The sequence below is a fragment of the Paenibacillus taihuensis genome (genome assembly GCF_003386535.1).
GTDB classification, from domain to species: Bacteria; Bacillota; Bacilli; order Paenibacillales; family Paenibacillaceae; genus Paenibacillus_Z; species Paenibacillus_Z taihuensis.
On record NZ_QTTN01000006.1, the window covers coordinates 17,152 to 41,813 of the forward strand.

Consider the following 24,662-nt stretch of genomic DNA (forward strand, 5'->3'; position numbering starts at 1 on the left):
TCAGCTTTTGGCTGATCTGCTAGTTTTCAAGGCAGATAGTGTCTCTTTTTGGGACGGGTCTGCATCGATTAGTTGATTATAAACTTTTTTGTCACTTTTGCCAATAGCATCCAAAGAATCCAAATAAAGTGGTGTCGAAATTTTTACAAAAGGCTCGTTTAATTTCCCTTGTGCAAGAGGCCTTAGTAAGCTCACCGCTTCACCGTAATCATGATAGGAATAGTAGATTTGGCCAACAGCGAAACGGATCATAGGCGTTAAATCAAATGCTCTGCCTTGCAATTGCTCCTTCGGCAGTGCTGTTAATGCTTCTTTCCTTTTGAGAACCTGATTGTAGAGCTCCAATGCTTTGTTCCACTCTTGTTCAGTGCTCATTCCATTGACTTGGATTCCGCTCTGGCCAGCTGTGAAGTACTCCATAATAAGAGCTTCATAGTAATGAATATCCCATTGGAATTTTGTAATCCCTTCTTCCAGGAATCCGATTGCTTCAGGAACATTCTTCTGAATCGCTTTAGTAAATTGATATTCAGCTAGGATTACATCGCGATTGTTAGGTTCGGTGTTCTTCAGTTGCTTAAGCAAGCTCTCGATGACTTTTTTGTACTGTTCATCATTTGTTTGCGCATAAGCTTGACTCATCCAATCTACTTTTCTGAGCATATAGTCAGGATGATTAGGAGACGCGCTTATTGCTGAATCAAGTTCAGGCAAATAATCTTTAAGCTTGTTGTTCTTATCAGCAGCGAGCATCAGAGCCTGCTGGTACAAGTTATTTGCTTTATATTCGCGGAACGACCAAGTAAGCAGCACAATAGCCAATAAAGCGATTGCTGTCGGGTAGACATACCGCCATGCTTTATTTGCAAACTCTGCCCATCCAACTTTTTGGAATGTGGTATTGTAAGCAGCCACCATTGCCCCAAGAGAAATGAACACGAGAGCGGACAAATAAACATAGCTCATATCAAAGTCAATGATGCTATGAATTAACAATGACACGGCAAATATAAAGAAGCTAAGATGATCTTTTCGAACGCTTCGATCCCTAAAGAAATGGCGAATGTAAATGAAAAACATAAGCGTTAATAGGCCAAGCAAAACAAGCAATCCAACCCAACCGGTTTCAACAAGTGTACTGAAATAGTAGCTATGTGCCTGTTTGCTGACATAAGGGTTGTTCTGATACTTCTCGTACAGAGCAGCCCAAGCGCCTCCGCCGGCACCGAAAACTGGATAATCTGCAGAGAGTTTAAGTGCGTCAGCATAAAATGTTTTTCTTTCAAGCACACTGTGCTGATTAAAGTTGATGGTTTCTATCCGATTGGAAATTTCCCCCGGCAGCAGTTGTCTGACGGCGCTGCTCCCCAAAACTAAGACGGAACCTGCAATAGTGACAATTATAAGTGCAAGAGGAATGACAGTATAAGACCATTTAGTCATAGAAAATGAGCTTAACTTCCGCTCCAAAAGTGGTTCAACATATCTATGTACAATAGAGATTGCAGCCGAACATATCACACTGGCTAGTACCAGCCACGTCCAGCCCGACAAAGGCAAATCGGCCCACGGGGAAAGCAGGCGAGGCTCAGCGTGAGATGAATCCGGCAAGATTGCGCGCCCAATTTTATCCAACAACACAGAAATCTTACCCAATATTGCAAAACTGAAAACAATCGATATCGCAATGTAATTTAAATATAGAATCTGATTCTTTAGCTTTAGAAAAGGTAAAATGATCAGAATAAGCAGCGGAACGATGACCAGGGCGCCACGCGACAACGTTAACATGAATGAAATCCAGATCGGGACGAGCATTAGTCCGTTAGCAAACCGCCAATACCAATTACGAAATTCAGTAATCAAATAAATACATACGAGAAAGAGTGATGATAAGTACGCCGCATAGGCATTCGGATATTGGAAGACAGAAGTGACGCGATATACTTCTTGTTGATACCAGAGCGCATCAGGAAAGTAAACTTGTCCCATCATATTTGCTAATCCATATAACACGACTCCATACCCGGATAATAACAAGCTGTATAGAAGGTAAGTGCGAGCTTTAGCAGAGTCGGTTAGGTAGAGAGACAGTACAAACAATGAAGCTAACATGAAATTGATGTACGTCATAAATTGCGCCATATGTTCTGAAGCTGGATGCAAGGATGAAATGAGATAAGTTATTGGAAGCAACCATATGCATGCTGCGAGGATCGCTTTCCAGCTATTCGGCGTCCATACCTTGAACAAATAAATGCAGCTGAACAATAGAAGGGCAAAGACGAGAAGTTCGGCCTCTAGAAGTGGCCCTTCATAATGAACTTTGTACCCGTTAAATAAGCCTTGGCAGTAAGGGAATGCGAACAAGAAGATGGCGATAACCGTTAGACCTAACCACTTGATGAGCGAGACGTCTGATGCTTGAACTTGAAGCGCTTTTTTTGAAAGATTCATAGCAATCTCCTTGCGATTTTTTTACAGTTCAGAGGAAATTGGGTAAAAAATAGACAATTAGACAGGATTCTCGTTGTCTTTGTCGAATTGTGTATAAAGCGAAAGAATGATGGGTCTATTTTAATATAACGTTGAAAGTATAGCAAAGTTGCTCAGCAAGACCTAGAAGATTATTAAATTTTCTCAAAAATGTCACAGAATGCACTTATTTTTACTAATTGGATAGAAATAACTTCTTTTGAAGCTGGTATTTGATATAATTTTAATATTTTCTGGTTTGTTTTAATCGTTTTAGATGTTTTGAAAGAGGGGCTTGTAATTGTGAAAATACGTAAAGCAATAATACCGGCTGTAGGTCTTGGAACGAGGTTTTTGCCTGCAACGAGAGCCATGCTGTAAGAAAGGTTGTCTATTGTCGATTAAGGAGACAATCGTTGACTAGATAATATTCATTAGTCAGTATAAAGACCAGCAAGCTCAATAGTCCATCATAGGGGATAGTTTGTAATGAGGGTTGTATGAGGATTTTGATGGAGTAAGGGGTAAGGACGTCAAAAGAAGCGGAGGTAATTTATTACAACGCGATAAATAAACTTAAAAGATTAATGAATCCTAAAAGTATTGGTAACGCGCAGACTTTTTCAGTGTAAGTAACCTTCAAATATAACCAATTAGGATCAAGAGCTTAAAGAGCATTTGTTCAATTAAAGATTGACGATACAGTTTGGATTGCGCCAAATACTGAAGGCGTTGAATTATAGTTCGGCGCTCAGAGAGAAATAGAGTTAATTGACGCGACTTCTCATGGTTGATTTCTTCACCATATAGTCGTTGAAATTCTAGAGCTTGCTTAAACAGTAATCGGGTTCCTTTATGCTTCTGGTAACTTCTCCACTTTCTTTTCATTTTGTCCCAAAATGAAAGTTCTCCACCTACAACATTGTTTGAGTGCTGGCGGTATAGGATAGATGGATTTGTGTCGAAGTGGACGTTGCCAAATGCAGAAATGCACAAATACGCCCACCAGTCATGCATCAAGATATACTCGGTACTGGGCTGCTTCATGCATAATAAATTTCTTGCTTCCTTATTGAGTGTCACGGTTGCGCCTACTGCAATGTTTTGAATGAGTGCGTTGAAAAAAGAAGGTGGCTTCGAAATGCTCTTCGGCCATACTTTAATAGGGTCAAGAGATGAAGTTGTCATTTGCGTCGCAGTGAAATGCATAGCAGGGACACCGGGAGTATTGGATTCCAGATGTGTAAGAGCAGACGCAACTTTATGTGGCAGCCAAACGTCATCTTGATCACAGAAACAATAGTAATCAGAACTTGCATCAGCAAGCTTTAGGAGAAATAGAAAACTTCGGATGACACCTAAGTTTCCACCGGTATAAAGTGAAATTTTGCTTGGGTAGCGTGAATGATAGCTTTTAAGAATGCTCATCGTATTATCGGTAGAACCATCATCTCTGATTATTATGGACAAATTAGAGTATGTCTGACTTAAAATGCTCTCAAGCTGTTCTGCTATGTAACTTTCTCCATTATAAGTGGAGATGAGAATTGTAAAGTTCTTCAAAGGAACACCTCGAACATAAATAGAGTCTAAAACTATAATATATGTACCATAAACACTCACATCTGTCGATTATGAGTAGTCAACAGGAAATGAATGTTATGAAGGAGCCGCATATGAAAGTATATATTCAGAATTTAACAAGGTATAAAGATCTGTTCTTTGAGTTAGTGAAACATGACATAAAGCTGAAATATAGAAATTCAATACTTGGTATACTCTGGAGTATGCTAAATCCGTTGTTGATGATGATTGTAATGAGTATAGTATTCATGGAGTTATTTAAGACGAACACCCCGAATTATCCGTTATATGTCTTGACTGGGAGAATATTGTATCAATTCTTTGCGGAATCTACGAGCTTCGCGATGGATTCTATATACGCTAACAGTCAATTGGTGCGAAAGGTTTACGTGCCCAAGTATTTCTTTCCATTAGCACGTGTTAGCTCTTCGTTTGTAACGACTCTCATTTCTTTGGTGACTGTTGTTACACTGATAGCTGTTACCGATGTGCCTTTTCGATGGTTGAATTTAATGTTCATTGTTCCGATGATTTACTTGCTGGTAATATCTGCGGGAGTAGGGTTGATTCTATCTTCAATCACCGTTTTTTTTAAAGATGTGAAGCATTTTTACTCTATCGTGCTTTTAGTAGTTATGTATATGACACCTATTTTTTACCCTGCTTCCATTATTCCAAGAAAATACCAATTTATCCTTAACTTGAATCCATTGTATCTAGTACTTGATATGTTTAGGGATATTGTGATTACAGGGAGTATACCAGCACTAAGCGAGCATTTAATCTTAATTGGATACATGATTGTGGTAGGGTTAGTCGGATTAGGTCTATTCTATAAAACGCAAGACAAGTTCATTTATCATTTATAGGATGAGGATTTGAGAATATGAGCAATATAGCTATCCAGGTTTCTGAAGTTACAATGCAGTATAGACTTGCGGTCGAAAAGGTGGATTCGTTTAAAAACTATTTGATCAAGAAGATTCGTAAGGAAATGCGCTATGAGGACTTCTTTGCGCTGCAAAATGTAAGCTTCTCTGTGGAGAAGGGCGAAGTATTTGGTGTAATAGGCATGAATGGAGCCGGGAAAAGTACCTTATTAAAGGTTATAGCAGGTATTCAAAAGCCTACATTAGGTTCGGTTGAGCGACATGGAAGCATGGCTCCGTTAATTGAACTTGGAGCCGGCTTTAACGGTGAATTAACAGGTATTGAAAACATCTATTTGAATGGATTGCTCCTAGGGTTTTCGAAGAAGTTTATTAAGGAGAAGTTGGATGAGATTGTAGATTTTTCTGAGTTAGATAAGTTTATTCATACACCATTGAAGAACTACTCATCAGGAATGAAAGCACGGCTTGGGTTTTCAATCGCAACAATCGTGAAGCCTGAGATTCTTATTGTTGATGAAGTTTTAGCAGTTGGAGACTTTAAGTTTAAAGAGAAATCGGAAAAGAAAATTAATACAATGACAGAGAATGGGACGACTGTATTATTTGTTTCTCACTCACTTGGGCAAGTAGAAGCAATATGTCAGCGTGTCCTCTGGTTAGAGAAGGGCAATGTAAAGAAAATAGGTCCTGCAAAAGAAATAGTAGAACAATTCAGAAATAGTCAATAATGTAACGGGGAGGGTGAGAGGAGGGTAGAAATTGAGGATTTTGTATTTCTCAACAGTAAATTGGAAATGGATCAAGCAGAGGCCACATTTTATTGCTCAATATTTATCTGTACAAGGACATGAGGTTGATTATTTTTCAATTAATCCGATTGGAAAGACGAGAGTTCAAAAACATGCAGAAGGACGTCTGAGGATAAGGGATACCTATGTACTTCCATTTGCATTAAAAAACAGATGGATAGAACGGTTTAATATATGGTATTTCCAAAAAAAGTTATCTGTATATCAATACGATATAATTGTTTTAACGAACCCTTTGCAGCTTCAGTATATTCCCAAACGATTAGCATCCAATTGCTCCATTATTTATGAATGCATGGACAATATGCCATATTTCTATAATGGGCATTTGAGAGAGAGGATGTTCATAGAGGAAAGAAGAATGCTTGGATTCGTCGATGGTGTAATTACTAGTTCACGAAAATTGAAAAGTGAAATTTACGATAGATCTCCCAACAAAGAACTCACTATAAATACGATTCATAATGCTGTGGACAAGACGACGTTGAGTCAAGCTCCTGAATCATTGACCTTACAAGGGCCAAATTTGATCTATATTGGAACGATAAGTCACTGGTTAGATTGGGACACTTTGTATAAGTTTGCAGCAAAGTACCCTCACTATACGTTATATTTTGTGGGTCCGGTTGATGTCGAATTGAACCTATTGCCTAATATGATTCTGGTAGGAGTTGTAGAGCATAGTCGAATCATAGACTATATCCACTATGGTGATATTATGCTTTTACCATTCAGTGTAAATGAACTAACAAAAACAGTCGATCCTGTCAAAATGTATGAATACTTATCATTAAATAAACCGGTTATAAGCACATATTGGCCGGAATTGGATAAATTTGAATGTGATAATTTAGGGTTTTATCGTGATTTTAACCAATTCGAGGAGTTAGTAAATGCAATGAGTAGGATAAAGTCTGACTTTTCGATTAACTATACTTTTATGATAGAGAATCAATGGGAAAATAGAGTAGAAAAGTATGATTCCTTTTTAAACGAACTGATCAATCAGAAGTGAAAATAAACAACAGAGGTGTGTCAAGATGAAAATCTGTGTAATTGGTCTAGGTTATATCGGGTTGCCAACAGCTGCAATGTTTTCTAGTTATGGCTGCCAAGTAGTAGGTGTTGATGTAAAACCTGAAGTGGTAGAGGTGTTGAATAGAGGTGATATACATATTGAAGAGCCTGGTTTAGCAGAATTAATGATGTCTGCAGTGGGGAATGGCAATTTCAAAGCGGCGCTTCGGCCCGAATCTGCTGATGTGTATATCGTAGCCGTACCGACACCTAATAACGATGATCAATATATGAGCTGCGATCTTTCGTATGTATTAGCTGCTTGTCGATCTATTATTCCATATCTTAAAGATGGTACCACTGTAATTGTAGAGTCCACTATTGCTCCACGTTCTATGGATGATTATATTAAGCCGCTATTCGAGGGTGAAGGCTTCATAATTGGTCAAGATATTTATTTAGCTCATTGCCCTGAAAGAGTATTGCCTGGGCAGATCTTGAAGGAGCTCATTTATAATAACCGCATTGTTGGCGGAGTGACTGAAAGGTGCACAGAAGCTGCAGCTAAAGTGTACTCTCTGTTCGTTAAAGGTGAGATTATTAAAACAGAGGCTAAGACAGCAGAGATGTCTAAATGTATGGAAAATACATACAGAGATGTAAACATTGCATTAGCTAATGAGTTATCCAGGATTTGCTACGATTTGGACATTAATGTATTAGATGTTATTCAGATGGCGAATAAACATCCTCGGGTTAATATTCATAGTCCTGGTCCAGGCGTTGGTGGTCATTGTTTGGCTGTTGATCCTTACTTTATTTATGAGAAATCACCAGAGAATGCAAATATTATTAAAATGGCAAGAGAAACAAACGACAGTATGCCTCAGTTTGTCGTCCAATTAATTCGCAATATGTTTGTTAATATGAATAATCAACTAATCGCTGTATTTGGTGTAACCTATAAAGGTGATGTAGACGATATGAGAGAATCGCCAGCATTGAAAGTAATAGAGTTGTTAAAAGCAGAGGGGTATAGACTCGCAATCTATGATCCACATGTAGAGCATAATGATTTCGTTGAGATAGATGAAGCGGTACAAGGAGCAGATTTAATTCTTGTACTAACGGATCATTCGGAGTTTAAAACATTAGATCATAAGATATTAGCCCAAAAAATGAGAACGCCGATTTTGCTCGATACAAAAAATATTGTGAAGCAACAAGAAAGGTCAGGTCTGAAAGTAATTAACTACGGAAACGCATCGAGGTTTAACTCAAGTGAACTTGTGGACCTGGTATTATCTGGACAAGGCAATACGTTGCAAGAGGTGAAGTGACTTTGAAAGTAATGAGTAATCCAAGAATTGAACTAGAAGATGGTTCCATAATAATAGGGCATGATAATGAGTATATTTCAACAGTATTAAACAATTCCAAACAGTATTATGAAATTAATGAATTACGCAAATTCTCTCGTTATGTGCCAGAAAACCCGGTTGTATATGACATTGGTTCGAATATCGGCAATCATACTATTTATTTTCATAAACATTATCATGCTAAAAAAATCTATGCATTTGAGCCGGCTGCTGAAAATGTAGCTTTACTGGAACTTAATATTAAAAATAATAATCTTCAAAACGTTGAAGTCTTTCAAGCAGCTGCAGGTAGTGCTGCAAAAAAAGCAGATCTAACTCGGAATACGAACAATATGGGTGAGTGCAGGTTAGTAGAAAATTCTGAAGGGGCGGTAAAGGTTGTTTCCATTGACGAGATAAAATTAGACGCCCCAGATTTTGTGAAAATCGATGTGGAAGGCTCGGAGTTAGATGTGCTGAACGGCATGTCAAGATTGCTGACTGAATCATCTCCCGTAATCTGGATAGAAATTAACGAGAATTTTAGCGATGTTCATCTGGTTTTAAATCAACTGCAATATGAATTAGTTGATAAGCACCACTTCAATCATATCTATTTAAAGTGCAAAGATCAGGCGGAGCAGGTTGAAACAATGAGTACGTTTAGAGCGAACATTGTCCCTGAGTATAATCATGCAATTCTTGATAAATGGAATTTAAATAAATGGTTAAATGCAGAAAAGGAAAAAGTTAAAGTTAAAGAGCAAGAGAAATCAGAGTGTTTAATTCAAATAAATCGAATTCAGAATGATTTCGAAAACTTGCAATTGAGGTACAGTCATTTAGAACAAGAAAAGAAAGATTTAGATATTGATATTGATAAACTAACTAAGACTCTCGTTGATTTGAAAAATGAAACTCAAGAATTAACCCACAGTTATGAGACAGAGAAGCAAGTCATGCTCAAGAATACCGCAGATTTGAAAACCAGTGTCGGAGCACTTCAATTTAGACTTATTAATACTAGCCTCATGTATGAAAATGAGAAGAAAGATATTCAAATGCAATTGTTACAGCACATAGATGCAGAGAGAAAAGCATTGCTCGAACTGATCTCTCTAAAGCAGCACTATCAATTAATTGAAGCTAGGTATATGCGCTTGAGAAATACGCTGCCTGGCAAAGTGGCAGTTAAACTGTGGAAATTCGCAAAAAGGCTAAAGCAAAAGAGGGATTCCATTGGATAATAATCGCATCAACGCAAGGCTCCACGAGTTGAAGCAAAAAGAGCTGAGGCTTAGAAGTGAGGTAGAGCTAAAGGATATCAAATATAACCAAGCGGATTGGTTCGCTCCTGCTCACGTTAAATTGAATGACAGTGAGGTTGTTATAGAAGACAACGTTGATCATTGTTATTTGTCTTACTTGGAACTAAATAATAGTTTCAATTTAACGCCGAAGAAATCAGTTCTAAAAAGTTTATTCATATATAAGAAGCTTAACGTTCATTTTACTGGAGAAGTGAACGGTGATTGTGATATTCGACTCGTTGTAATTACCTATCTTAATCAAGAGAAAAAAAACGTCTATTCTGTTTCGCTTAATTCTAACTTGGAAATTCCAATTCATAACGAACAGGATATTAGAATAGCTCTTCGTATTCAAGGGAATGGAAGATTTGTCTTGTCTTCTATTAAACTTGAGCCGATTGTTTATAATTTTATTGGTGGTACCAAAACGAGTGAAACCATGATTTCGGATGAAAGGCAGATCAAGACTGCCAGAGAAGTAAGAGTAGCAATGGTCGTCGACGAATTTACTTATGAAAGTTTGCGACATGAGTGTCAAGCCATCTATTTAAGTCCGGATAATTGGCTGCAGATGATGCAGTTAAACAAGCCGGACGTATTTTTTTGTGAGTCAGCATGGAGTGGCAAGGATTCAGATAAGCGTGAGTGGAAAGGCAAAGTATACAGTAGTGTCAATTTTAAAACTGAGAATAGAAATGAATTGTTACAAATCATTCAGTACTGCAAGGATAATGGAATTAAAACAGTATTTTGGAACAAGGAAGATCCGTCGCATTATGATGATCGAGTACATAATTTCGTAGATACTGCCAAAAAGTTTGACTATATATTCACAACTGCGGAAGAGTGTGTGGATCGCTATAAAAGTGAACATCAGCATAAAGACGTATATTCATTAATGTTTGCTGTTCAACCGCGACAGTTTAATCCAATCGAAACATGCAATCGCACAGATGAGTTCATTTTTGCGGGGAGTTATTATAGACAGCATCCGAGTCGATGTGAAGTTATGGATAAGATGTTTAGATTGATAAATGAAGTAAGTGAAAATAAGTTGGTGATCTATAACAGACAGTCCCAAAATGACGATGTGAATCATAAATTCCCAGAAGAATTTAGTACGTTTGTCCGACCAAGGTTGCCGTATACGCAACTAGACAAGGCATACAAGGGCTCGAAATTTTCCATTAATATTAATACTGAAACACAATCAACAACAATGTTTGCTCGCAGGGTATTTGAGTTAATGGCATCAAACACGTTAGTTATTAGTAATTACTCTGCTGGTTTGGACAAACATTTTGGTGACTTACTATACTTGCTAAACAGTGATACCGAAGTTCAGGGCCGAGATGTCCTAAAACAAGCGGTTATCTCTGATTATGAAAAACAACGTTTGAGAGCATTAAGGTTTGTATTGAGAAACCACACATACGAAGATAGACTGATTGATGTATTTAATAAGATTGGGATAACGGTTGAAAAACAACAGAATAAGGTTTATGTAGTCATGTTCGTGAATAATGAGCAAGAGTTAATTCAATCGATTGATGTATTTGAGAATCAAAATTACGGAAATAAGAAGTTGTTAATTATTAATCAAGAAAATAGTCCGCTTGAGACTGCGGAATGGTTATCTAAGTATGGAAGCAGCACAATACAAATAATAGATATTCATATGATTAACAACTACAACAAACGATTTATAGATTTTATTGATTCAGAGTATGTGGCCTTTATGAGCCAGGATTACTATTATGGAAATAATTATCTAGTAGATTTGTTATTAGCATATAAATATGTTGATGAATATACGATTGTGGTGAAAAATCCTGCGGAAAAACCATATCGGTTTACTAATGGGGGATCAATGTTCTCTGCTGTCCTGCCAATAAGGTCTCTGGTTGCATTTGAATTCAATCAAGATGAAGACAGCATTGTAGATGAGTTATTTGAAGTGGGATTTAGAGTATTTAACTGTGATCCATATAATATTCTTTCACCTAAAATGAAAAATAAAGACAACATTGTAAGAGTAACTATATAACAATGAAGTGGGTGTGCAGGTAAATGTATAAAGTCAGCATTATAATACCGGTATATAATGCTCAGAAGAAAATAAGTAAAGCTATCAATTCAATTTTGAATCAAACAATGGATACTCAGAATATTGAAGCTATTTTTGTCGACGATTGCTCTAAAGACAAGTCTGCAGAAATTATTCGAAATTATTGTGAATGCTATCCAAATTTCAAGCTTATTCAACTGGATCAAAATTCAGGTAGTCCATCCAGACCTAGAAACATTGGTGTGCGTGCTGCGAGTGCTGATTATATTATATTTTTGGATTCGGATGATAGGTTATTGGAAAATTCATGCCATCTACTTTACTCCGAGGCAAGTAGATATAACTATGACATTGTGAGAGGTTATTTGAAAATCGTTAAAAGTCACAATGAATCAAGATATTCTAATCGTCTAGCCAAGAAGGATTATGCAGTATCTATTCAGGAACTCGTGAAAAATCTCATTTCTAAACAAAGTACAACAATCGATGGGATTTTTAATAAAAAGTATCTTATTGAGAATGATATTACTTTCAGTGAGTCCATTCGAATGGGAGAAGACACACTCTTTTTCGGTAAATGTTATGCAAACACAGACCGTATTAAATATATTGACGAATGTGTTTATGAATATGTTAAGCGAGATGAAGTGACTAATGTTTCATCCACTCAAAGTTATGGCTCAAGGGAGCTCAATGATCATTTATTTGTGTGGAATGAAACTAGAAGTATTCTGAAGAACATCGGTCTAGATTATTTTAGTCTAAGATTGCATGTTGGTCTAAGATCAGCTCTGGAAAGTATTCTAAACTTTTCGAATGGGTTGATACCACCGGAGGATTTTAATAAGTTAAGAAGTTTTCTCAAAGAGAACAAATCGATTCTTTCTGTCATGAATTTAAATGAGCGACTAAATGAAATTACAGCTAACATACTTGATGGTGATTACGATTTGTTTGTTCAAAATACAAAAAAAAGAATACTGATTAATGGTTATGATTTGAAATTTATTAAGCCATTAATTCCACATTTAAAGCAAAAGTATGAAGTGGAAATCGATGAATGGAAAGGTCATGAAATTCACGATGAAGTCAGAAGTAAGGAATTACTAAAGTGGGCAGATATAATCATCTGTGAATGGTTATTGGGGAATGCCGAATGGTACTCGAATCATAAGCGTCCCAACCAACTCTTATTTGTAAGAATGCATGGTTTCGAGTCAACGCGGCAATATGGAAAACGTGTAAACATTGATAATGTTGATTCGTTCATTGCTGTTGGTATGTACTATTACGAGTTGTTTATTCAAACATTTAAATTGCCTCGTGAAAAAGTCAGACTAATTCCAAATTATGTGGACTGCGATCGTTTTGATAATCAGAAAAAGGAAGGTTTCTCTCATAATATTGCTATAATTGGGGCGCTACCTTCCCAAAAGGGTTTAGATTTGGCTGTGGAAATACTTGGGAAACTGTTGGAGAACGATGACAGGTACCAGCTGCATGTAATTGGGTCAAAGCCCGAGGATGTAAAATGGTTGTGGAAGATTGAAGAGGAGCGCTCTTATTACGAGGGAATTTATAAAAAAATAGATGAAAATAAAATGCTTAAAGGTGCTGTGAAGTTCGTTGGATGGCAAGACAGTGCGGAGTACCTAAGAGAGATTGGGTTTATACTATCGCTAAGTAAACATGAGAGCTTCCATCTGGCACCGGGAGAGGGTATGGCCTCAGGGGCTATTGGTCTTCTACTGAAATGGCCTGGAGTGGAATACATATATCCGGATGAGTTTACTTTGGGAAGTGTTGATGAAATCGTAGAAGCTATAAAAGACTTGGAGAATACGGAAAAGTTTAATGATTTAAGTCAACGGGGCAAGCAGTTTATTCGGACGACTTATGATATTCCTGAAGTGGTTGAGAAGTTCGAACTACTTATTCAAAAAGGTTTTTTACAAAGAAATTAATATTGGAATTTCGCTGAAAAGGAAGAGTTCTATGAAGACGATTGAATTGCCTTTAATAGTAGATCGGTATAAGGTTTACTCCGGTGATATCCATAGAAATTTGAAATATTTTATAGAAGTTTCGGAATCGATCTCTGGAGGGCTCACCGAAAAGAAGATATTGAATTGTCATGTAGATCGATTATTGTTTTTTTCTGATGTAGGCGAGCGCTTCAAACTTGAGATAACTCAGCGATCAGTGGAAAATGGCGATGAGTTTATCTTTCTTAATGTTACTAATCATACGGAAAAGAACCAAGTCTTAAAATTCTCCCTTGTTTTAAATAATATAAGTGAATCAGAAGTGTATGACTTAAATGAGGGATACAAAGAGCCGGCGTTCAGTCCCCGTTATGGACAGAATAAATTATCGACCCCAAGTAAATATGTATCCACTAATGTGGGCTCAATATTTATTTCAAAATGTATGGTTTTTTCTGATAATAACCTAAATTATAAAGATCATAAGAAAAGCATCACAAGAAAGCTGCATGAAGAAAAAGACGGAGTTAGCCTCACTAAGAAGCAGTCATCAATTCATCTTGAATTCGTTGTGACTATTGCCTCAGGGAAGAAAGCAGATCAGTTTTTTCTCATTAGTGAAAAGGCCTTGTTTAATTCAAGTGAAAGTTTGAAAGCATATTTTTCAGATTACATGACTTCAATTGAGAATAATGATGTTAGGTTCAATATGTGGGTAACTCCACAAGGCTTATTTACCAAGCTCCCTTATTCTATTGAACCATTTGATCAGGATGCGTATGGAATTAGTCTTCATCATATGTCAAAAAAGGAAATGCTTCGGTATTATCAGAAAACAGGAGATAGGTTCTTTTATAATTTTATGTACAATGCAATTATTCAATTATTCGGATATAGACCATCTATAGACCGGATTTTTTTGACCGATTACACTTCGACATGGTTGAAGAAAGATTATGCCATTACATCACCATATATTGATACAAGATTAAACGAAACTATATCTCTTACAATTGAAGATAATAAGTCCTTGTTTTCGTTTGAGGAATTGCAAAATTATCACTTAGCATATGCAGATTTTTTAGTTGATTACTCCCAATATGGGAAGCTATTGAGTGTTGACAATGAGGCATATTTTTTTCCTGATTATTTTTCATTGGAATCAGATTCAAAACCAACGCATTCTAGTTTAAACCATCAACTGGGGATTCTAAATTATTTATTGAATAAATTTAAATTAACGAAAAATGTAAATTATGAGAGAGTTTCATTATCCTTATTAAAGGCAGTGGAAAGTACAAAAAAACAATGGATTAAAGAGAACAGTGATTTGTACTACAAGGTTTCTTATCAGAATGAGGAACTCTGTTTCAGTGAGACGGACTATATATATGTCACGCTAATGGATTTGTTATTAGTTCAAGAATCAATAGTAGAACTCTATAAAGAAAAAAACACGGCAATTGGCGAATTGATTTATCAAAAAATGAAGTTTTTAAGCAGCAATAGCTTTGGTCTTGACGATGAGAACGCCAAGCTTCCACCGAATGAAGACATCGCTTCAAGAAAAATGGCGATAAGGTTGGCGAAAAAGTTAGGATATATCGCATAAAGAGATTGGTTTGCAGTTTTTTGCAAACTAATTGGAAATGCAGAACTTTTTAAAAAGGTGAGTGAGTATGAATTTAAATGAATATTTAAATCATAATACTCTTAATTCTAGCAGAAATCCCGTATCTCAAAACAAAATTAATGAACTTGAAAAAATAATACAAAGCAAAAATAATGAAATTTTAGCGCGACTTGCTAGCGAAGAAGAATTGTTGGAGAACTACAAGGGGTTTAAGCATGAATATAATCGCTTAGAGGCTAAGTACGTAAATATTTCAAAAAAGTATGAATTACTAAGTAAGTCGAAATTAGGAAAACTTACGCTTCTCTACTGGAAGTTCAGGAAAAGAATCCCGCAGGACTTTTGAAATGGAGTAGTGCAATGAATTTAAGTGACATCGAACGTAAGTTAGAGGAGATTTATCGACTTCGAACCCAGATTTTCAAGGAAATAAATCTGGAGCATAATGAGAATAATGATGTGTTTCAAGATACGCCTACAGAAAGAATGAGGTTCAACCGACGGGTATCCCATCTGTGCGAACTAAAGATTGCATGCATTATGGATGATTTCACGTACCAGTCCTTTGAACCGGAATGTAATTTATTTCAGGTTTCGCCTCATAATTGGCGGCAAGAGATCCAGCAATACCAGCCTGACATGTTTTTTTTAGAGTCCGCCTGGAGCGGGGGGGATGGGTTATGGAAGACAAAGATTGCTTATTTTAGTGATGAATTGATTGAGGTTTTGAGTTATTGCAAGAAAACGAATATTCCGGTTGTATTTTGGAACAAGGAAGACCCTGTCTTTTTTGACACTTTTATTGGTGTTGCACAATACGTTGATTTTGTATTCACGACAGATATAGACTGTATTGATGCATATAAATCAAAACTAGGGCACAATCAGGTATTTTTATTACCGTTTGCCGCTCAAACAAAGCATCATAATCCATTAGAGACTTTTACAAGAAAGAATAGATTCTGTTTTGCTGGTGCCTACTATAAGAAATATAAGACACGAACAAAGGATCTTGAAGCCTTCGTCGACATAATCGCTGCCGAGCATCAAGTAGATATCTATGATCGGAACTATTATAACAAGGATTCCAATTACAAATTCCCTAGAAAATATAAACGTTATATCCTAGGGAATTTGAAAGCTGGAGAAATCAGCAAAGCCTATAAGGGTTACAAGTTCAATATTAATATGAACACGGTCAAGCAATCGCAAAGCATGTGTGCTCGCCGTGTATTTGAACTGTTAGCTTCTAATACAGTGACGGTTAGCAATTATTCAAGGGCGATCCGTAATTTATTAGGTGATCTCGTAATATGCACGGATGATAGTAAACGTCTACAAGATGAGCTTCGGAGATTCGATAATGAGGAGTATTACTCAAAGTATAGACTTCTAGGCTTAAGAAAAATAATAGCAGAACATACCTATCGACACCGTTTATCTTATATCGCAGAGAAGGTTTTCGGTAAACTATCGGAAGTGCCGAAACAAGTTGTTATCCTTGCTAAAGCGGATACTGACGAGCAGATCAAGCGAATCATGAACCAATTCAAGCGTCAGAAATATGAGCATAAGAATCTCTTTATTCTCTCGGAAACTGGCATGAAGTCTTATTTCGAGGAAATAATGATTAGCAATAGGTTAACTGAGGAGAACATGAATTGCTTTAAGGAACAAAGCAATTACCTGGCCTTCTTCTCGAATGATGATTATTACGGTCCGAATTATATATATGATCTCATGCAGGCACTGGAATATTCCGAGTTACCTGTCATAAGCAAGGCTACTTTCTTTGAAAAAGTTGATGGCTCGATAAATAAAGTAAATGAAGGACAGACGTATCGAGTGGTGAATGGTCCCCATATTAGGAGATCCCTCATTCAATCGACACAATTTACGGATAAAGAGATTGAAGAGTATCTGGATGAAATTAACGATGGAGTCGTTACCAGACCATCCATCTCAATTAATGAATACAACTACTGTATGAATTTCTCTGGTGAGTCACTTGAAGTCGTTGACGATATGGTATTGCCGGATATGGGTATAAGCATGGGTGTTGTGGAGCGGCATGCTAATCGAATAAAGCCGGATAGCGGTTCTCATTTAAGCAAATCCAAAGCATTATTAATCGTTGACGATTACCCGGAATATGAGGATCTATACCGCTATGCATTTATCCATACCCGAGTAGTAGAGTATAAAAGAATGGGGCATATTGTAGATATATTTAAGTGCAGCGAACGATTCTCTAAAGGGTATTCTGAATTTTATGGAATTGATATTACGAGTGGATTCTATGAGGAAGTAAACGATGTTTTGCATTACGGCGGCTATGACACCGTTCTTCTTCACTTTTTGAATGAAACGATTTGGGATGGCATCAAAAATGCGGCAAGAGGGAAGAAGATTATCATTTGGGTTCATGGTTCAGAAATCCAGTCCTGGTGGAGAAGGAAGCATAACTATTCCACTCGGCAGGAGATGGAGCAAGCCGAAGCGCAATCGGACAAACGTATCAGGTTCTGGAGAGAGATCTTTCAACTGGCCATCAGTGAATCATCGGAGTACAACATTCAGTTCGTCTTTGTTTCCAATTATTTAGCTCAAGGAGCGTTTGAGGATACGGGAATCACCCTCCCGGGTGAGAAATACAGCATCATTCATAATTATATTAACAATCAATTATTTAATTATCGCCAAAAGGATGCAGAGTTAAGGAAAAAGATTCTGACCATCAGGCCCTTTGCGAATCACAATTATGCGAATGATCTAGCAGTCCAAGCGATACAGGTATTGGCCAAAGAGCCTTTTTTCAAGGAGCTTGAGTTTAGAATCGTAGGTAAAGGCGACTTGTTTAAGGAGACGGTAAAAAAGGTCAGAAAGTACAAAAATGTGGTCATTGAGGAACGATTCTTGAGGCTAGAGGAAATTGCTGACCTTCACAAGGACTACGGAATCTTCTTAGTACCAAGTCGAATGGACACCCAAGGTGTATCAAGGGATGAAGCGATGTCTTCGGGATTGGTACCCGTTACTAATGCGGTCGCTGCAATACCGGAATTCGTTGATAGCGATTGCGGTTTTCTCGTAGAACCGGAGGATTATATGGAACTTGCTGAAAGTATTAAGAAGTTATATGTTGATCCGGAGCTTTTTGAGAGATTATCGACTCATGCAGCCGAGCGAGTTAGACAGCAGAGTGGCATTCGAAGCACAATTAGTAGAGAAATCGAGCTTATTCAATAGGAAGGAGTGGCTGCTTTGAAAGGAATTATACTAGCCGGTGGGACAGGCTCGCGTCTTATGCCACTCACGAAAATAACCAATAAGCATCTACTCCCCGTGGGAAAGTATCCGATGATCTATCATGCCATAGCGAAGTTAAAGCAAGCAAGCATTACAGATATCCTTATCGTAACCGGCAAGGAGCATATGGGAGATGTAGTAAGCCTACTTGGCAGCGGTAATGATTACGGTCTGAGCTTCACTTATAAGGTCCAAGATGAAGCCGGGGGGATCGCTCAGGCTCTTGGATTGGCGGAGAATTTCGCGAACGGAGAGCAAGTCGTCATCATTCTTGGTGATAATGTATTTGAGGATAGCATCGTTCCTTTCGTATCGTCATTTCATGAGCAGCAGTCAGGTGCCAAAATCTTCATCCAACAGGTTCCGGATCCCCAGCGTTACGGGGTGCCTGAACTTGCGGAAGGCAAAATTGTTTCTATTGATGAAAAGCCGAAATCACCAAAAAGCAGCTATGCCGTAACCGGTGTTTATATGTATGATAGCCGGGTATTTGATATCATACGTACGCTCAAACCATCCGGTCGTGGGGAATTGGAAATTACGGATGTCAACAATGCCTATATCAAATCGAATGAGTTAACATATGATGTTCTAGAAGGTTGGTGGACAGACGCAGGAACACACGCTTCTTTGGCGCGTGCGAATGAGTTTGCCAAGGATATATTTCTAGGATCGGAATTCGGAGAGTTAAAACTATGATGCTGGAGGCGATAGGTGATTAAAGTATCAGAAACTTCTCTACCTGGCGTCAGACTGATTGAACCAGTAGTTTTCAGTGATAACCGGGGATTTTTCACGGAAACGTACAATGAGCATAAGTTTAAAGCAGCCGGCCTTGATTATTCATTTGTCCAAGACAATCATTCGTTGTCACGCGAGGAAGGGGTCCTTAGAGGACTGCATTATCAATTAGCACCTAAAGCACAGACGAAACTAGTTCGCTGCACGCGTGGAGCTATCTATGATGTGGTCGTGGATATACGTCAAGGCTCCCCGACTTACGGACAATGGCAGGGATTTATTCTTTCGGCATCAAACTTTAGACAACTGCTCGTTCCAAAAGGGTTTGCTCATGGATTTTGTACGTTAGTGCCCGATTGCGAGGTTCAGTACAAGGTGGATGAGTTTTATTCAGCGGAACATGACCGTGGAATCGCATGGGACGATCAGACGCTTCGTATTGATTGGCCCGTCACGAACCCAATCTTGTCAGATAAAGATCGGCAGCATCCTTCTCTTTCTCAGGCTGAAAGAAACTTCTTATTTGAGGGTGAAACGAAATGAACATCATCGTGACTGGCGGAGCTGGGTTTATCGGCAGTAATTTCATTGATTACATGGCGAGGGAGCATCCAGACTATTCGATAACCAATGTCGATGCACTCACGTATGCCGGTAACCTCGACAATCTAAGTACTGTAGCTAACCTGCCCAATTACCGCTTCGTTAAAGCAGACATTGCGGACAATAAAGCTGTGGAAGCCTTATTTGCAGAGGGGATTGATGCTGTAATTAACTTTGCAGCGGAGTCGCATGTAGATAGGAGCATCTTGCATCCGGATCTGTTTGTTCGTACCAATGTATTAGGGACGCAGACGCTGCTTAGTCTGGCTAAGCAGTATGGTGTAAAGAAGTATGTTCAAGTATCCACAGATGAAGTGTATGGAACTCTTGGAGCTACGGGATTGTTCTCTGAGAGTACGTCGCTTGCTCCGAACAGTCCGTATTCTGCAAGTAAGGCCGGCGCGGACCTGCTTGTTCGCGCGTATTATGAAACGTACGGGATGAACGTGAATATAACCCGCTGCTCCAACAACTACGGGCCGTACCAATTCCCGGAGAAACTGATCCCGCTTATGATTCAGAATGCGCTTGAAGACAAACCGCTGCCCGTTTATGGGGATGGCCTTAACGTGAGAGATTGGCTCTATGTTGAAGATCACTGTAGCGCGATTGATCTTGTCCTTCATGGCGGAGAGCCTGGGGAAGTATATAATGTAGGAGGCAACAACGAACGCAGCAATATTCAAGTCGTTAGAAGAATACTGGCGGAGCTCGGCAAACCGGAATCGCTCATTTCGTTTGTGGAAGATCGTCTCGGACATGACCGCAGATATGCGATTGATGCAGAGAAGATCCGCTCCGAGCTGGGGTGGATGCCGAAATATGACTATGAATCCGGCATTAAGTTGACGATTGAGTGGTATTTGAACAATCAGGAATGGTTGAACAGGGTTCAATCCGGTGCTTATTTAGGTGATCGCTCATGACCGCGAAGATGAAAATTGTTATTACCGGGGCGAACGGCCAGCTCGGTCAAGAGCTGGTTCAGTTATCTCTTTCTCCAAACCTTCAAATCATTGGTTTAGGTCGCGATAAGCTGGATATCACGGATTTGGAACAATGCTATGATGTCGTAGGCAGTCTTTTGCCGGATGTCATTATACATTGCGCCGCATACACTGCCGTAGATAAAGCCGAGTCCGAACCGGACGAGGCTTTTCGCATTAATGGTGAAGGTACGCATAATATCGCGATGGCTGCCAAGAAGTCAGGTGCCAAGCTGTGCTATATAAGCACGGACTATGTGTTTGATGGAAGTGGAAATACCCCATACGAGGAAAATGATCCGGTTAACCCACAAAGCGTGTACGGGAAGTCAAAGCTAGCAGGTGAGCAGGAAGTCCGAAATTTACTAGAAGCCTACTATATCGTCAGGACCTCTTGGGTATTCGGGAAGTACGGCAACAATTTCGTGAAAACCATTCTTAAGCTTGCCGGTGAGAGAGACGAGTTGAAGGTGGTTAGTGATCAGATTGGCTCGCCTACTTATACGCTGGACCTTGCGAACTTTCTGATTGAACTTGTTCAGACCGAGAAGTACGGGACATATCACGCTTCAAATAGCGGAACTTGTTCTTGGTTTGATTTTGCACTGGCAGCGGTGCAAGAAAGTCAGATCACATCAGTCAAGCTCACTCCTTGCACAACTGCTGAATTTCCACGTCCTGCCGCACGTCCCGCCTTCTCGGTAATGCGACATACTGCAATGGAGCGTGTCGGTTTCAGTGACCTTAGGCATTGGCGGGAAGCACTAATTCATTTCATAAATGACTCGAAATAAAGCAAAATCTCTATCGATTGTGTGTATTGCTTAAATAAACGTAAACATAAGTTGGAATTTAATTAAATATTTGATTGGTTAAGCCTCCTTCTTTTGATACAATATTGATAGTTTCGTCAAAATTCGTATCGTAGCAAGGAGGTTTTAATATGATTCGACAGAATCAGCGTTTTCTGACGCAAATCTATGTGCTAGCAGATCTGTCGTGCACGCTGCTCACTTTTCTCCTCGCCTATTGGCTGAAATTTAATAGTGGTCTATTCCAGCATCAATATTCGCTGCCGTTTAAATCCTATCTCCTGTGGGCAACGGTATTCTCTTTCGCATCGATCCTGATCGGTTTCTATGTCAGGTTCTATGCACCGAGGCGGAGAAAGAACTTCTCGTATGACACGATGAAGATTATCCAGGTACAAGGGCTTAGCTTTTTAGGACTGCTCAGCTTGCTCTACATTGCGAAAGAAGTACATATCTCTCGGGAATTCTTGGCCATTTTCTTAAGCATCAACGTGATTTGCTTGACCATTTATCGGTTTGCTGTCAAACAAACCCTGTTTCGTCTTCGGCGCAAAGGCTTTAATAAAAGATTCATTCTCATCGTAGGTGCCGGCTCCGTCGGTCGAAGCTTTAACGAGAGCATCAAGATGCATCCGGAGCTTGGTTATGAAGTAATCGGGTTTTTGGATGATTTTCAAACGGAGCACGATCGGGAATACGGCTATATGAAGCCGATTCTAGGTACGGTGGATGACTTGGAAGCGGTCATAAGCCATCGCACGATTGATGAAGTCATTATTGCATTGCCTTTGAAGGCGCATAAGAAGTACCCGCGAATTATTGACCAGTGCGAACGCGCAGGCGTCAAAGCGCTTATCATTCCGGATTTCTTTGACCTGCTGCCGGCACGTCCGTTCTTCGATAATTTTGCCGGCATCCCGCTCATTAACGTTCGGGATGTGCCGCTAGACGAGCTGAGTAATCAAATTCTGAAACGAATATTTGATATCGCCTTCTCGCTTGCCGCTATTCTCATTACTTCGCCAATACTGCTTGGCATCTATATCGGCATTAAGCTGACGTCGCCCGGCCCCGTTATTTTCAGACAGGAGCGGGTCGGCCTCGATCGTCGAACGTTCCATATGTACAAGTTCAGATCCATGCATGTGTTCGATCAATCGACCGCGGATACGCAGTGGACGGTGGAAAACGATCCAAGGAGAACGCGCTTCGGGTCCTTCCTGCGGCGGACAAGCCTCGATGAGCTTCCTCAGTTCTTCAACGTGCTGGTCGGGCATATGAGCGTGGTAGGTCCGAGACCGGAACGGCCGTATTTCGTAGACCAATTTAAAGAGGAAATTCCGAAGTATATGGTGAAGCATCATATTCGTCCAGGGATAACAGGTTGGGCACAAACGAACGGTCTGCGCGGCGACACTTCGATTCATGACCGGATCGTGCATGATATCTTCTATATTGAGAATTGGACATTCCTATTCGATCTCAAGATTATCGTGAAAACTGTAACGAAAGGTCTATTGAGCAAAAATGCATATTGATTCAAAACAACAGCAATTGCAATTGTCCGTCATCATTCCAACTTATAACGCAGGTCACAACTTTAAACAACTCCTCACAAGGCTTCAGAGCCAGTCTCTGCGGCCTTGTGAAATTATTGTGGTCGATTCCAGCTCAACTGACGGGACCGCTGAGATCGCCCTACAAGCCGGCGTACGCGTGCTCTCGATCAAGCAGTCAGAATTCGATCATGGCGGTACACGCAATTGGGCCGCAGAGCATACAACTGGCGATATTGTTGTATTCATGACACAGGATGCTTGGCCTGCAGATGATCAGCTCTTGGAAGAGCTTGCGCAGATGTTGACGACGAATCGCGAGTTGGCATGCGTATACGGCCGCCAATTAGCGAGAGAGGATGCAACGGTAATTGAGAAGCTCGTTCGTTTTAACAATTATCCGCCGGTTTCCTCGGTCAAGAGTAAAGAAGATATTCCGAGATTCGGCTTGCGGACCTTCTTCTGCTCGAATGTCTGTGCGGCGTATCGTAAAGATATGTTTATCCAGCTTGGGAAATTTGACGCGCCGGTTATTTTCAATGAAGATATGTTCTTTGCTGCCCGGAGCATCTTGAATGGATATCAGGTGGGGTACTGTGCGACTGCAGAAGTGGTCCATTCGCATAACTACACGCTGAAGCAGCAATTCAAACGGTTCTTTGACAACGGAATATCAATGAGAAGAAACGCTTGGATTATGCCCTACTCGGCTGTCGGAGGGGCTGGTATGCAACTTATCAAAACGCAGCTGCGTTATCTATGCAAAGAGCGGAGATGGCTTTGGGTGCCGCGCGTGTTCACGGAAGCAGCTGCGAAGTTTCTGGGCTTTCAGCTAGGGAAGCGATACGAGATGCTGCCCAAGGTACTTTGCCGCCGCTTCAGTCTGCATCCGAACATTTGGCAGAAGCTGAACGCGGACTAAAGGAGGAATACGCGATGAAGAAGTGGATATTGATTTTGGGGATAATCGCCTTGCTTGGCTTCGGAGGATATAAGCTTGGTTACCGGTTCGTTGAGAATAAAGTCATGGATCAAGTAGCAGATCAAGTATTAAATTCACCGGAAGTTAATAAGATGCTGGAGGATCCCGAGATAAAGAAGATGATCCAGAGCAATCTCGGCGAGGATCAGGTGAAGAGCCTACTTGGTGAACAAGCTGATACGGCTCAGAATACGGATAAAGCAAGCAGCAACGGCAGTACGAATAGTAGTTCTACAAAGGCCGAGTCCTCTGCAGCAAAATCAATGGTTGTGAAGAATAAAGACGAAGCGATGAAATTAATCATGAAGAAGTTCTCGATTGGCGAGCTTCGAAGCATGGCTTCTAAAGTAAATATGGGGATGACGGAGCAAGAGAAGGAAGAGATGAAGGATGAGATTATGTCAAGGTTCAGTCCGGATGAGCTCGACTCTCTGAAAATCATTGCCTTGCTTGAATCGAAGAAAAATTAAGCTGGCATGAGTATATTAGATGTTATGCAGGCAGTAAGTGCATGAAAACGCTTCAATTTAAGCGCTTT

19 protein-coding genes and 1 pseudogene are annotated in these 24,662 nt (G+C 39.5%); 18 read left to right on the top strand and 2 right to left on the bottom strand.

What is annotated here, in order from left to right; translation table 11 throughout:
• Entirely contained in the window at window positions 1-2,457 is a 2,457-nt protein-coding gene (locus A8990_RS06760; RefSeq protein ID WP_116188263.1) for an O-antigen ligase family protein, read from the bottom strand.
• A 267-nt stretch (window positions 2,458-2,724) separates the two neighbouring features.
• Here A8990_RS06760 and A8990_RS32695 point away from each other — a divergent pair.
• Window positions 2,725-2,850, top strand: a pseudogene (locus tag A8990_RS32695) (UTP--glucose-1-phosphate uridylyltransferase); the annotation flags it as partial.
• Between the two features lie 264 nt (window positions 2,851-3,114).
• Here A8990_RS32695 and A8990_RS06765 read toward each other — a convergent pair.
• Window positions 3,115-4,038, bottom strand: coding sequence for a glycosyltransferase family 2 protein (locus tag A8990_RS06765; RefSeq protein ID WP_116188264.1), 924 nt, complete (start codon window positions 4,036-4,038; stop codon window positions 3,115-3,117).
• A 113-nt stretch (window positions 4,039-4,151) separates the two neighbouring features.
• Between A8990_RS06765 and A8990_RS06770 the strand changes: the two genes are divergently transcribed.
• From A8990_RS06770 to A8990_RS06850, 17 genes are all read left to right on the top strand, one after another.
• Entirely contained in the window at window positions 4,152-4,928 is a 777-nt protein-coding gene (locus tag A8990_RS06770; protein ID WP_116188406.1) for an ABC transporter permease, read from the top strand.
• Between the two features lie 17 nt (window positions 4,929-4,945).
• Entirely contained in the window at window positions 4,946-5,680 is a 735-nt protein-coding gene (locus tag A8990_RS06775) for an ABC transporter ATP-binding protein (RefSeq protein WP_116188265.1), read from the top strand.
• Between the two features lie 31 nt (window positions 5,681-5,711).
• Window positions 5,712-6,776, top strand: a complete 1,065-nt coding sequence (locus A8990_RS06780; RefSeq protein WP_116188266.1) for a glycosyltransferase — start codon at window positions 5,712-5,714, stop codon at window positions 6,774-6,776.
• A 25-nt stretch (window positions 6,777-6,801) separates the two neighbouring features.
• Entirely contained in the window at window positions 6,802-8,118 is a 1,317-nt protein-coding gene (locus tag A8990_RS06785) for a nucleotide sugar dehydrogenase (protein WP_116188267.1), read from the top strand.
• Window positions 8,119-8,129: 11 nt separating this feature from the next.
• Window positions 8,130-9,386, top strand: coding sequence for an FkbM family methyltransferase (locus tag A8990_RS06790; RefSeq protein WP_245995885.1), 1,257 nt, complete (start codon window positions 8,130-8,132; stop codon window positions 9,384-9,386).
• The gene (locus A8990_RS06795; RefSeq protein WP_116188269.1) at window positions 9,379-11,496 is read left to right on the top strand and encodes a glycosyltransferase family protein; all 2,118 of its coding nucleotides are present in this window, start codon (window positions 9,379-9,381) and stop codon (window positions 11,494-11,496) included. The genes A8990_RS06790 and A8990_RS06795 overlap by 8 nt, the downstream gene beginning before the upstream one ends.
• 23 nt (window positions 11,497-11,519) lie before the next feature.
• On the top strand, window positions 11,520-13,481 hold the full coding sequence (locus A8990_RS06800) for a glycosyltransferase (protein ID WP_116188270.1): 1,962 nt from the start codon (window positions 11,520-11,522) through the stop codon (window positions 13,479-13,481).
• A 31-nt stretch (window positions 13,482-13,512) separates the two neighbouring features.
• Entirely contained in the window at window positions 13,513-15,114 is a 1,602-nt protein-coding gene (locus A8990_RS06805; protein ID WP_116188271.1) for a hypothetical protein, read from the top strand.
• Window positions 15,115-15,181: 67 nt separating this feature from the next.
• Entirely contained in the window at window positions 15,182-15,481 is a 300-nt protein-coding gene (locus A8990_RS06810) for a hypothetical protein (protein WP_116188272.1), read from the top strand.
• Window positions 15,482-15,495: 14 nt separating this feature from the next.
• Window positions 15,496-18,384 (top strand): glycosyltransferase, encoded by a 2,889-nt coding sequence (locus tag A8990_RS06815; protein WP_116188273.1) that lies wholly within the window; start codon window positions 15,496-15,498, stop codon window positions 18,382-18,384.
• A 15-nt stretch (window positions 18,385-18,399) separates the two neighbouring features.
• Window positions 18,400-19,143 carry a sugar phosphate nucleotidyltransferase gene (locus A8990_RS06820; RefSeq protein WP_116188274.1) on the top strand — a complete coding sequence of 248 codons (744 nt, stop codon included), beginning with the start codon at window positions 18,400-18,402 and terminating at the stop codon, window positions 19,141-19,143.
• Window positions 19,144-19,161: 18 nt separating this feature from the next.
• A complete protein-coding gene (rfbC, locus tag A8990_RS06825) occupies window positions 19,162-19,728 on the top strand; it encodes a dTDP-4-dehydrorhamnose 3,5-epimerase (protein ID WP_116188407.1) in 567 nt (188 codons plus the stop codon).
• Window positions 19,725-20,714 (top strand): dTDP-glucose 4,6-dehydratase, encoded by a 990-nt coding sequence (gene rfbB / locus A8990_RS06830; RefSeq protein WP_116188275.1) that lies wholly within the window; start codon window positions 19,725-19,727, stop codon window positions 20,712-20,714. The genes rfbC and rfbB overlap by 4 nt, the downstream gene beginning before the upstream one ends.
• A gap of 8 nt (window positions 20,715-20,722) precedes the next feature.
• Window positions 20,723-21,568: a dTDP-4-dehydrorhamnose reductase gene (rfbD, locus tag A8990_RS06835; RefSeq protein ID WP_116188408.1), complete on the top strand. Its 846-nt coding sequence runs from the start codon at window positions 20,723-20,725 to the stop codon at window positions 21,566-21,568.
• Between the two features lie 149 nt (window positions 21,569-21,717).
• Window positions 21,718-23,124: an undecaprenyl-phosphate glucose phosphotransferase gene (locus tag A8990_RS06840; RefSeq protein WP_116188276.1), complete on the top strand. Its 1,407-nt coding sequence runs from the start codon at window positions 21,718-21,720 to the stop codon at window positions 23,122-23,124.
• A complete protein-coding gene (locus A8990_RS06845; RefSeq protein ID WP_245995872.1) occupies window positions 23,114-24,064 on the top strand; it encodes a glycosyltransferase family 2 protein in 951 nt (316 codons plus the stop codon). Before A8990_RS06840 ends, A8990_RS06845 begins: the two co-directional genes overlap by 11 nt.
• Window positions 24,065-24,078: 14 nt before the next feature.
• A complete protein-coding gene (locus A8990_RS06850; protein ID WP_116188277.1) occupies window positions 24,079-24,594 on the top strand; it encodes a hypothetical protein in 516 nt (171 codons plus the stop codon).
• Window positions 24,595-24,662 lie beyond the last annotated feature (68 nt).